Origin of the sequence: Neisseria sp. HMSC03D10 (assembly GCF_001807625.1) — a bacterium.
GTDB classification, from domain to species: domain Bacteria; phylum Pseudomonadota; class Gammaproteobacteria; order Burkholderiales; family Neisseriaceae; genus Neisseria; species Neisseria mucosa.
This window is the reverse complement of record NZ_KV789589.1, coordinates 1-11,387: the sequence shown is the minus strand read 5'-3', so window position 1 is coordinate 11,387 and position 11,387 is coordinate 1. Positions and strand designations below refer to the sequence as shown.

General features: G+C 43.8%; 10 protein-coding genes. 2 read left to right on the top strand and 8 right to left on the bottom strand.

Annotation, left to right across the window (positions count from 1 at the left end; translation table 11 throughout):
* The 6 genes from HMPREF3066_RS13180 to tssK form a co-directional block, all read right to left on the bottom strand.
* A partial coding sequence (locus tag HMPREF3066_RS13180; protein WP_168160670.1) for a hypothetical protein occupies nt 1–221 on the bottom strand: 221 nt, incomplete at its 3' end.
* 4 nt (nt 222–225) lie between these two features.
* Nucleotides 226–3,045 (bottom strand): type VI secretion system ATPase TssH, encoded by a 2,820-nt coding sequence (gene tssH / locus HMPREF3066_RS09330; RefSeq protein ID WP_060975457.1) that lies wholly within the window; start codon nt 3,043–3,045, stop codon nt 226–228.
* 71 nt (nt 3,046–3,116) lie between these two features.
* Nucleotides 3,117–3,605, bottom strand: a complete 489-nt coding sequence (locus tag HMPREF3066_RS09325) for an Hcp family type VI secretion system effector (RefSeq protein ID WP_003760091.1) — start codon at nt 3,603–3,605, stop codon at nt 3,117–3,119.
* A gap of 71 nt (nt 3,606–3,676) precedes the next feature.
* Nucleotides 3,677–5,224, bottom strand: coding sequence for an OmpA family protein (locus tag HMPREF3066_RS09320; protein ID WP_285046849.1), 1,548 nt, complete (start codon nt 5,222–5,224; stop codon nt 3,677–3,679).
* 111 nt (nt 5,225–5,335) lie between these two features.
* On the bottom strand, nt 5,336–5,995 hold the full coding sequence (locus HMPREF3066_RS09315) for a DotU family type IV/VI secretion system protein (RefSeq protein WP_070442422.1): 660 nt from the start codon (nt 5,993–5,995) through the stop codon (nt 5,336–5,338).
* Nucleotide 5,996: 1 nt separating this feature from the next.
* Nucleotides 5,997–7,343 (bottom strand): type VI secretion system baseplate subunit TssK, encoded by a 1,347-nt coding sequence (tssK, locus tag HMPREF3066_RS09310; RefSeq protein ID WP_060975454.1) that lies wholly within the window; start codon nt 7,341–7,343, stop codon nt 5,997–5,999.
* A gap of 168 nt (nt 7,344–7,511) precedes the next feature.
* Between tssK and tssB the strand changes: the two genes are divergently transcribed.
* Both tssB and tssC read left to right on the top strand, forming a co-directional pair.
* Nucleotides 7,512–8,009, top strand: a complete 498-nt coding sequence (tssB, locus tag HMPREF3066_RS09305; RefSeq protein WP_003760099.1) for a type VI secretion system contractile sheath small subunit — start codon at nt 7,512–7,514, stop codon at nt 8,007–8,009.
* 40 nt (nt 8,010–8,049) lie between these two features.
* Nucleotides 8,050–9,579, top strand: a complete 1,530-nt coding sequence (gene tssC / locus HMPREF3066_RS09300; protein WP_060975453.1) for a type VI secretion system contractile sheath large subunit — start codon at nt 8,050–8,052, stop codon at nt 9,577–9,579.
* A gap of 72 nt (nt 9,580–9,651) precedes the next feature.
* Here the strand turns inward: tssC and HMPREF3066_RS12505 are convergent, their stop codons facing one another.
* Nucleotides 9,652–9,915, bottom strand: a complete 264-nt coding sequence (locus tag HMPREF3066_RS12505; RefSeq protein ID WP_199903639.1) for a PAAR domain-containing protein — start codon at nt 9,913–9,915, stop codon at nt 9,652–9,654.
* 55 nt (nt 9,916–9,970) lie between these two features.
* Complete coding sequence (locus HMPREF3066_RS09295) at nt 9,971–11,119, bottom strand: hypothetical protein (protein ID WP_060975452.1); 1,149 nt, start codon at nt 11,117–11,119, stop codon at nt 9,971–9,973.
* Between the last annotated feature and the right edge of the window lie 268 nt (nt 11,120–11,387).

Below are 11,387 nucleotides of genomic sequence, written 5' to 3'. Positions count from 1 at the left end.
TCGGAGGCGGTGAAGGATTTAACGGAGAGGGACGGGGAGAATCGGGAGAAGGTGAGGTGGTAGGATTGGCGGGCAGTCATGGCGGGTATTTCCAAGATGACGATGGGGTGGGTATGGTAGTTTGAACGGGGGTGGGTGTTCAAGCGGAGGGGATTGGTGGTGGAAGGCGGTCTGAAAGGTAACCAAACTTGTTGGCTCTCTTTCAGACGGTTTTTAAACATAGCCTTATTCAAATAAGACGTCTATGCCTTCTTCTCCAACCTCCAAGCTCGCACGCTCCGGCATATGGCCTGCCGTCTGCTGCCATTGCAAAAAGCTTTGCGCGATGGCAGGCATGACTTGGCGGTTGAGCAAATGGTCGATATTGCGTGCGCCGCTGTCGCCGGTAGTGCAAGAATCAGCCAGAAGCGCTGCAAAATCTTCGCTGTAACTGAGGCGTGTTTGATGGGCTTCGTACAGTCGGTCAGCAATTTTGTCCAGCTTCAGTCTGACGATTTGAGCCAATGCCTCTTTTTCCAACGGACGATAAGGAACAACCTGCATACGCGCCAACAGAGCGGCTTGGAAATGGTCTGTCAGTATCGGACGAATCGCTTCTGCCAACTCTTCCAGACTAAATTCAGGCGTTTCATCGGTTTCAACAGGTTCGTCTGAAACGCAGGCGTTTTCAGACGAGCTATCCGGCATTTGTGCAGAAAGTTCGACTTCAGTGTCCACAATCTGCTCTTGCGCGTTTTGCTCTTTACCCTCTTCTGCAACAGCTTCTTCTGTTTCTTCAGGCTCTTGTGGTGTCAGCAATTGGGTCAATTCGTTCGCACCCAAGTTTGAAGTCATCAGGATAACGGTATTTTTAAAATCGATTTCCCGACCTTCGCCGTCACGCATCATGCCTTTGTCGAAGACTTGGTAGAAGAGATTGAGAATGTCTTTATGAGCTTTCTCAACTTCATCCAATAATACGACGCTGTAAGGTTTCTGACGTACTGCTTCGGTCAAAACACCGCCTTCGCCATAACCGACATAACCCGGAGGAGAACCTTTAAGTTGGGAAACGGTATGCGCTTCGCGGTATTCGGACAGGTTGATGGTAATCAGCGATTTTTCGCCGCCGAACAGCGCATCTGCCAAAGCCAGCGCCGTTTCTGTTTTACCTACGCCGGACGGACCGCTCAACAGGAATACGCCCAATGGGGAATCGTTGGTTTTCAAACCTGCTTTAGCGGCTCTCAAACTTTGCGCGATAGCATGAATGGCTTCACTTTGCCCAACCACGCGTTTCTCAAGCAGGCTTTCCAGTTGCAGCAGGTTTGCCAGTTCGTCTTTGAGGACGCTGCCTGCGGGGACGCCCGTCCAATCGGCAATAATATCGGCGATTACGGTCTCATCAACACTGGTGAAAATCAACGGTTTACCGGCGACAACGGCATCAAGCTGTTGCTGTTTCTCGGTCAGACTGTGTTGCGCGGCTTGTCGCTCTTCAGAAGTCAATTCTGTATTTTTGGCAGCTTCCATCAAGGATTGGATTTCATCCGCCAATTGTTTTTCTTCCTGATATCGGCGGTTCATTTCTTCGCGCTCTTCATTCAATTGGGCAATCTCTTGCTCAACTTGTCGAATGTTATCTTGCTGCGAAGCATTCAGACGACCTAATTGCTTGTCGGCATCCAATGCCTCCAGCTCGCGTTGCAGTGAAGAAATTTGGGCATCCATCAAACCGAAAATATGAGGCACGGTATCCAAACTCATGCGGACGCGTGCGGCTGCCGTATCCAACAAATCTACGGCTTTATCCGGCAGTTGGCGGCCGGTAATATATTTTCGGGAAAGTTGTACGGCTGCGATGACGGCGGAGTCCTGAATATGGACTTTATGGTAAGCGGCATAACGTTGCTTCAAACCGCGGAGCATGGTGAACGCAGCCTCATCATCGGGTTCGTCAACTTTGACCATTTGGAAACGGCGTTCCAACGCGGCGTCTTTTTCAAAGTATTGTTTGTATTCGCTCCAGGTTGTCGCTGCGATGGTACGCAATTCACCCCGCGCCAAAGCCGGTTTTAAGAGGTTGGCTGCATCCGCGCCGCCTGCACTGTTTCCGGCACCGATTAACGTATGCGCTTCGTCGATGAATAATAAAACGGGTTCTTCAGAATTCTGAACAGCCTCGATAACATTGCGCAGGCGTTGTTCAAATTCGCCCTTCACCCCCGCACCCGCTTGCAGAAGACCTAAGTCCAACACCAATACTTGGGTGTTTTCCAATATCTTAGGCACCTCGCCTGAAGCGATTTTCAATGCCAGACCTTCTACCAATGCAGTTTTACCGACACCCGGTTCGCCAACCAGAATCGGGTTGTTCTTACGGCGACGCGACAGAATATCCATCATTTGACGGATTTCGGTTTCGCGTCCAAATACAGGGTCAATACCGCCCTGAGCGGCTTTTTCAGTCAAATTGACGGTAAAACGTGCAAGCGCATCGTTTTGTCCTGCTGTAGCGGTTTGTTGGGGTTTAGATTCCGCTGAAACTGTATGCTGACCTTCTTCTGAAGCCGGCTGCGCAAATGTATTATTCTCACCTTCGATAGAAACTTCGTCCAACCAAGTTTTCAGACGACCTATCTGTGTTTCAGTCAGGCTTAATAAGGGCCATGCTTCCTGCGTCATCAGACGGTAAGGAGATTTCAGCAATGCCTGATATAGGAAAGCCGAACGGATTTCAGATGCACCTTCGTCACTTGCCAACAACCATGCATCCGACAATAAACTAATCAATGATTTAGACAAAGAAGGATTACCACGAACATTGCGTGGAAGTTTGTCCATCGTACTCAACAAAGGATTCCAAATATTTTCTAAATCAATTTCGTAACGCCTCAATAAGGCATTAACGTCTCCATCCCCTAGTTCGAGCAATTTGATAAATAAATGGTCAACCGTAATTTCGGCATGACCTCGTGTTTGACATAAGCCGGCTGCAGCTTCCATCGCCTGCTGACAATGCGTGTTCAGACGACGTAATAATAATGCTTGATCATGTGCAGACATTTGATATCCCTGATGTAAAAATGTGTTATAAAAAAGTGCTACCTTTATCAGGCAGCACTTTATGTGGATTATTAAGCGCGGCTTTCGTTCCAGCTGTCGGAATGAATGATGTTTCCGTCTTTATAAGTCCAAGTGATTTTTTCGTAACGCAATTCAACGCGTTCCAAGTGATTGTAACGTTCGCGAGCAGGATCTTTGATGTTGTGCATTACAGGACCTACTGCTACAACTTTAACGTTGTCCAGTTTGGTATTGAAATACTCTTTCTCTTGACCTGAAGCGTCAATTTGGTACCACTTGATCTCTACTTCTTTCAAAGTTTGACCAGTTGTTACTGCTTTGTACAGGTATGGTGAAGAAGCATCGTATTCTTTGAACAATACGATAGGTTCGTGAACGCGAGTACCTGTCAATTTGCCGGTATTGGCATCCGTAGGAATACGGACATTGTGCAGAAACTCAACGATTTCAACGCTGTCTTCGCGACCATTGACGTCAACAGAACCTTTAATAACGGAACCGCCGTCGTCTTTCAACCACATATAAGCAGGAATTGCCATATTTTTACTCCTTAGTTTTATTGAAAACGCCTTAAGTTTTGAGGTTTAAAGCAACTTGTGCTGCATTAGAGTTACTGTTTTACAGCCGGAATCAGTATGATCTCAACCCTACGGTTTTTAGCCTTACCTTCTTCCGTCTGATTATCTGCAATAGGTTTGGTATCACCCAATCCTTTAACCTCAAACCGACTCTCCGGAACATTAGAAGAGATAACCAACCAATCTTTAACTGATTGAGCACGTTTTTCTGATAACTGTTGATTGGAAACAGGATTTCCAACATTATCAGTATATCCTTCAACTAAAATGCGTGTATCAGGATGTGACTCAATTGCTTTTAATGCACCAATCAATGCTTTATTGGCATTATTTTTTAGTTCAAACTGACCTGTTTCAAACAAAGCCAAGCTGTCTAAAGTAATAACTACTGGTTTCACAAGTTCTGGTTTTATCGGTTTTGGAGGTGGAGGATCTTTTGGCATTAAGGCTTTTAACTTTGGAATATATAAATCCGCACGATATAACCCTAATCCTAAATGTACCGGCACACCCTCATTACGGTATTTCTCAAGCAATTGCAAATCCTGCTTTAGCAATACCAAATGTTGTTGCCGCTCATTTGAATTTGCCTCAGACCTAACATTTTCTATATGCCGGCTGATTTGTTCTATTAAACGGCTATTGTTTTTCATAGAGAAAAACGAAGCAGATAAAAAACCTAATGCGCAAACGGATAATACTTTAAAAAGTATATCAATAGCATGATTTTTATGATAAACGGTATATTTATCTGACAATTCGGTATGAATATATTGAAATTGATTACCTTGATAACTATTAAAAGAATGGATTAACCCTTGTGTATTCTTAGATATGTAAGTTGCCCATACTGATTTGGCTTGGCAGTCTCCATCGTCAACTACGCTTAAGCTGCGTACATCGACATATTCCCACCCCCCGTCTGTACGATTCAACAATTGCTCTTCGACGCAATTGAGTGCTTCGATCAGCCAGATATATTGACAGCCGTTTGATTGTTTATTTTGCTGTAAAAACTCAATAGACAGACTTTCTTTAAAATCATTAAAAAACTGCTTAATACTTAATACATTCCATCTGCCTTGAGTTTTTAAGGCAAAAAATAGCTCTCTTTTATCTGAAGACTCTTTGAAAAGAAAGGGAGCACGGATAACAAAACTCACAGGTATAGATATACCCATCTTTTTCTGCAAAAACAATATATTGCGCAACCACCCACGCATAACCATAGACACATCGGAATTTATGGCGGGAGATAACACCAGCTCTATGCTGAGTGAGATTTGTTTACGGGCTATATTCTGAAGCAGATTCCAAACTACAGTGTATAAATGTTCTGGATTAAAAATATTTATATATACTGCGTCATCATATCTATCGACTAAATTTGACATCTTCACTGCAGAATCAGGCATACGCAAAACGTAGCGCTCGGTAAATCCCGTATTATTTAATTCTGTCGCGATTTGCTGCCAAACTTCTGAACCGATACTGATGTTTTCCTTGTTCTTACGCTGTCTGATTAACCAAACACACAAGATAGCAACAATTGACAAAGCTAGAATACCGCCTTTCAGCATCCAACTAGCTTGCCAATATATTGCCAATACATAAAACAGTATAAGCTCAACTACTATAAATATAATGAAAGACGAGAGCTTTTGATAAGTCATTATGAAATTACTCTAAATTTATAATGCTTGAGTTTGTTCAGCCAAAGTATCTAGATAGTATCCAAATGCAAAATAAGCTACTACTGCAATAACAGAACAACAGATAAATACCCATATCGGACTAATCGTAAACAAACTCTTAAGAGGCATGCTTTTACGATCAACATAGAATATTTGTCCATCTTGAGTTACCGCATTGCTAGACAATCCAGAAACCATTTTTTTCAAGCTATTTTGTGAATTTTGGAGAGCCATTTCATCTAAAATATAACGTCCCTTGAAGCCTAAATTGATTACACTCAAATATGCCTCAGCGATCAAAGAATTGGCACTTCCTGTTTTGCATAGCTTTTCAATTTTGTCGCACAACACATCGCCTGCATTGTATGATTGGAAGAAATGTACTTGCATGGGATTCATTTCCCATACTTCCCTATCACTTCCTTGCAGATTCTGCAGTGCAACCTCATCCAAAAGCGCACACTGCGCATAAGAAATCTCTTCAATCTCTTCTGCACTACGCCCAGAGCTTGCTAAATTCTTTCTTAAGTTTTCTACCAAAGTTTTGCAATACTCATACCATGTTGAGGCATGCTCGGGACTAAAACCTGCCGATAATGCGGATACAGTCAAAGCAGTATCTCTTAATTCACTTCGAATCAATGGATTATGGTTCATACTAAATACTCACTACTGCAAATAAGCTTAAATGTAAATTAGGTATAGATGTTGGAACATAAATACTACATACCTGCGATTGCATCATTCTTGAAAATGCCACATGCCGTTTGTCTAATCTAAAGTAAACATTATCCATTCGGAACGGCAAACCAGGAGGAGTTTGATTCAATAACTGCAAAGGCACTCCCATTACTGCCGTATTGATAACGCGTTCGACGTCTTCAGGCGCCCCAATTTTGCTGACCAATGGTAATTGCTTCTGCAATTCAGCAAAAACAACGGAATCAGAATGTGCCGAGATATAAAACTCCGCATTATCATCAATCCTGCTGTCAAATATCTGAGCACGCCAGTGTGTAGATTTTGTATGTTCTAACGACAATTCGATGACAGGCGATGGAATTACTTCATCCAACAGACTGCGAATTTTCAACTCCAAACGGTTGAAGGTTCCAAACAAATCAAAGTGATCGTATGGCTCCATCTCATTAACTGATTCACTAACTCTGAATGTGTACAACATACCAAGTAAACGAACCAAGAGCTTATAAAGCTCCTCTGGATGTTGCTGCGGATAATCATTCAAATGTTTCAATTCAGGATAAATCGTATTTAATCCGTGCAAGAACCAAAACAATGTCGAATCAGACACAGAAAAATCGACCGTATTTTCACTACGCGCCCGACGGCGGGCAGATAAGTTATCTATACGGGACAACACCAGCAAAGTGATTCTATTCAGACATGAAAGTAAAACTTCCGATCCTGTAATCGACAATAATGGAGGGATGTAGTCTTTAGACCAAATCAATGCCCCATTCTCGTTTTTTTCCACTACTCCGATGGGGCATGTAATGTAATCGTCATTATCCTCGAAATCAAAACGAATTTGTAAATTTAATTGCTCAACGGCAAGTTCTGCCTCCTCAGCGGAAAATAAATCCTCAACTTGCTCGAACTTTTTCACAAACCGTCTAGGGGTATTTCCAGCCCCGTTTTCATCCACCAAATTCGGTACATGCGCTTGATAAACAGGGAGAGCCAGCAACACTGTATTTCTTGCTCTCACAGGAAGGCTATTAATGTCACGAACTTCAACAGAGCCACTGCCCGACTGTAAATCGATCAAGGTTCCGTCCGGCAGACATGCCTGAAGTTCATTCAGTTTAATTTTTCCTAACTCAAGCGTCTGCTGATCGAACTCGCAACGAAAACATCCCCACTTGAATTCGCCCATCAATTTTATTACATTTGCATAAATGTAACTATTAAAAACGTTTTGTTGTTGGAAGTGCTGAGGAGAGAGCAAGACACCCTCTTCCCATAATGGTTTATGAAATTTCACTGTTTATACCTTTTAAATACCTTTTGTCAGATAAATTTTGAATGCAATAGACAACAGTATACCTAACACTTATACTATTTAGATAGAAATATATCCAAATTTAGTATTTATATTTCATCTTGAACAAAAGATCCCCCCTTCAACACATAACAGAGAATAGGATTAGCCGTGAGCAAAAGTTTCCAAAACGAAGTTCCACCTTCACGTATCAATATCAAACTAGACCTCCATACCGGAGGCGCACAGAAAAAAGTCGAGCTTCCGCTCAAGCTTTTAGTCACCGGTGATTACAGCAATGGTCAAGACAAACGCGACCTTGCCGAAAAAGAAAAAGTCAATATCAACAAAAACAACTTTGACTCCGTATTATCTGACTTCAACCCCAAAGCCAACCTGACTGTGAAAAACACCCTCTCCCCGGCCGGCGGCGAGATGAATATCAATTTGAATTTCAAATCTATGCGGGATTTCCACCCGGAACAAATTGCACAAAATGTTCCCGAGCTGCGCGCTTTATTGGCTATGCGCAACCTGCTCCGTGACTTGAAATCCAACCTGTTGGACGATTCGGCATTCCGTCGTGAACTGGAAACCATCTTGCGTGACGAAAATCTGTCTGCCGAACTGCGCGACCGCCTCGAAAAAATTGCACCTGTTAACAAATAAAACACAAGGTCGTCTGAAAACACCCGTAAGGATTTAAAATATGCAAAAACGCCAAGAAGCCCAAACAACCGTTATAGAACAAGAAAACACAGGCAGTGTTTATGAAGCGCTGTGCCAAAAAATCAACTTAAACGCTGTCGACTCCGTCATCGACATCGAACAGTTCCAAAGCGCCGAAAAAATGTCCGAAGCCTCTGCGGATGAACGTATCGCAGCAGCGGTCAGCGTATTTTTAAAGATGATTCAAGACTCATCTCAAAAAGTAGAACGCCTCGACAAAAGCCTGTTGGACTACCACATCGCACGCATTGACGAACAGCTCAGCCGCCAATTAGATGAAATCCTCCATAACGAAGAATTCCAAAAAATCGAATCTGCATGGCGCGGCTTGAAATTCTTGGTTGACCGTACAGACTTCCGTCACAACGTTAAAATCGAAATTCTCGACGTGTCCAAAGAAGACTTGATTCAAGACTTTGAAGATGCGCCTGAAATCGTCCAAAGCGGACTGTATCGCCACGCCTATAGCAATGAATACGACACCCCGGGCGGCGAACCTATCGGCGCAGTCATCTCCAACTATGAATTTGACCGCAGCCCGCAAGACATGGCTTTGCTGCGCAATATTTCACGCGTCTCCGCTTCTGCACACATGCCATTCATCGGCTCTGTCGGCCCATCTTTCTTCGGTAAGGAAAGTATGGAAGAAGTCGCCGGCATTCAGGATTTGGCGAACTATATGGACCGTGCCGAATACATCAAATGGAAAAGCTTCCGCGAAACCGATGATGCGCGCTATATCGGCCTGACCCTGCCACGCTTCCTTGCCCGTCTGCCTTACGGTAGCGATACAGTTCCTGTACGCAGCTTCAATTACGAAGAACAAGTTAAGGGTACCGAACACGATCGTTACTTATGGGCAAACGCATCCTTTGCCTTCGCTGCCAACATGGTTCGCAGCTTCATCAACAACGGCTGGTGCGTTCAAATCCGCGGACCTCAAGCCGGCGGTCTGATCGAAGACTTGCCTATCCATATGTATGATTTAGGTACCGGCAATCAAGTGAAAATCCCTACCGAAGTCCTGATTCCCGAAACCCGCGAATTTGAATTTGCCAATTTGGGCTTCGTACCGCTGTCTTTCTATAAAAACCGCGATTACGCCTGCTTCTTCTCGGCCAACTCAGCACAAAAACCTGCGCTCTACGAAACCAAAGAAGCAACGGCAAACAGCCGCATCAATGCCCGTTTGCCTTACGTTTTCCTGCTTTCCCGTCTGGCTCACTATCTCAAGCTGATCCAACGCGAAAACATCGGTACAACCAAAGACCGTCGCATGCTTGAACTGGAATTGAACACTTGGATCAATACATTAGTTACTGAAATGACAGACCCAAGCGACGAGTTGCAGGCAACGCATCCTCTGCGTGAGGCCAAAGTCTTGGTTGAAGATATCGAAGACAACCCCGGCTTCTTCAAAGTTCGTCTGTTTGCCCGTCCTCACTTCCAAATCGAAGGCTTGGATGTCAACTTATCTTTAGTTTCCCAAATGCCTAAAGAAAAAAAATAAGCCTATCAAGCTTAATATTTAACCATTTAGAGAAAACCAAGAGAGGGATATTTTCCCCTCTTGGTTTTTTACCTAATCGCTTCCAACACTTGGCATACTGCTGATTAAAGAACACCCGCAGGCGGTTTTACAGCCATCAACTGCAACCGACCTGCCTCCGAACAACATATACTGGCTACCTTCAATAATCGGATTCGTTCCATGTCCCGGAATCGGACAGCTGACCAAATCGCCGACCAAAGCTGCCGGTTTGCCTTCGACAACCATTTCGGAAGATGCTTGAATAACCATACCGCCATGCGTGGTGGCATCTCCTAATCTAATAATCCCTTTCATCATTTTCTCCAATATCATCTATTTTCATCAGAACCAAGCTGAAAAACATTTCTAGCTAATTTAACCCTACGGCTTGACTCAACCTGCCCAAGTAAAAACCGCTATCGGTTTCCCAACCAAACAACTGATGCTTCTGCGCCGTATTTTCAGCGGCCAAACCTAACAAGAACAATGAATTGCCGGATGCCATAGCACCCATGTACAAACCGGGCGTATGCAACAAAAATTTGTCTCTTTCGCTATGCAGTCTTCCTCCCGCATTCTGAATATCGTCTATATACTTTTGCGTATCTTCCCGGGAAGCCAGAAACCATATAGCATCAACCGCATCCCCGTTTAATCCGTAATTTGTATAGTGTTTTAATGCCTGAGATCGTTTACCCTCATCAAACGAGACTGGCCGTTGCAGCCACGCCCGAACCGGCAGTTTTGTCCTTCTTGCCAAATGAGGCGGGGAAAAAACCAGCCACGTCACAGTTTCGGTAAACTCCGCTTCGTCCACATCCCGATTCAGCCAAACCGATAAAACAGCATGAATACCTTCGGATTCGTTCTTATCAAACCACTCGTCTATCAACTCCTCCGGTTTCTGTAAAGGAAGTACTGACCAACCCGATTTTCCCATACCGACATCTTCCGCCATTTCTGCCAGTTTATTCTGCCAATATTCATATACATATTCATCCGATGCATGCAGATGAACCGTTATTTTTTCGGAATAATCCCTTAAAGCGAAGAGTTTTTCCGAAATATTTTTTTCCACTTCATCATCGGCAAAAGCTACAGTGTCTGATATATCGTCCTTTCGATTAAAAGAAACACAATCAAATCGGTAAGCATCCTTTTCCTGGCAAACCACATTCCGCAGGGAAATACCCTCCGGCAAGCCGACATATACATCCGTTAAAGCTACTTTTTTTGCGGCCCACTCAATCCATTTGTTATGTATTTTCTTTTTCTCCAACTCCCATGCTTCTTCTGCTGTGCCTTTATGTATCGATACAATAAACCGGTATATAAAAGCTGCCAGCCAAATCCCGGGGAAAAGCAGCGAATACCACACACCCCCTTTCAGCCAAAAAATCCATATCAATGAAATACAACAACATATTGCCAAGGCAATTATCCATACCGCCGTCCTGCCCCATGTCCTTTTTGCAGGTTGGACCAGAGTGTCGGGAATTTCAGGTATCATCCAATACATATTAAAACCAATAAACTAATTAGTTAGAGTCCAAACCCGGGCATCGTATTATCTTTTCCCCGATATGGCAAATCCACTTTCCAATATCATCGCCCCCCCAAAAAAAACCGAACTATGAATATCCGGCCGGGCAGCTGACAAAGCGATACAAAGGCCGTCTGAAAATACACTTTCAGACGGCCTTTTGCCATACAGCAATACCGATATCCGACCATATCTCTTTTCAGACGGCCTGCATGTAGAAACCAGTAGCGTTGTTTACAGTATT

Coding starts and splice junctions, on each gene's coding strand:
- tssH (WP_060975457.1), bottom strand. CDS start 3,045: ATGTCTGCACATGATCAAGCATTATTATTACGTCGTCTGAACACGCAT.
- HMPREF3066_RS09325 (WP_003760091.1), bottom strand. CDS start 3,605: ATGGCAATTCCTGCTTATATGTGGTTGAAAGACGACGGCGGTTCCGTT.
- HMPREF3066_RS09320 (WP_285046849.1), bottom strand. CDS start 5,224: ATGCTGAAAGGCGGTATTCTAGCTTTGTCAATTGTTGCTATCTTGTGT.
- HMPREF3066_RS09315 (WP_070442422.1), bottom strand. CDS start 5,995: ATGAACCATAATCCATTGATTCGAAGTGAATTAAGAGATACTGCTTTG.
- tssC (WP_060975453.1), top strand. CDS start 8,050: ATGCAAAAACGCCAAGAAGCCCAAACAACCGTTATAGAACAAGAAAAC.
- HMPREF3066_RS12505 (WP_199903639.1), bottom strand. CDS start 9,915: ATGAAAGGGATTATTAGATTAGGAGATGCCACCACGCATGGCGGTATG.
- HMPREF3066_RS09295 (WP_060975452.1), bottom strand. CDS start 11,119: ATGTATTGGATGATACCTGAAATTCCCGACACTCTGGTCCAACCTGCA.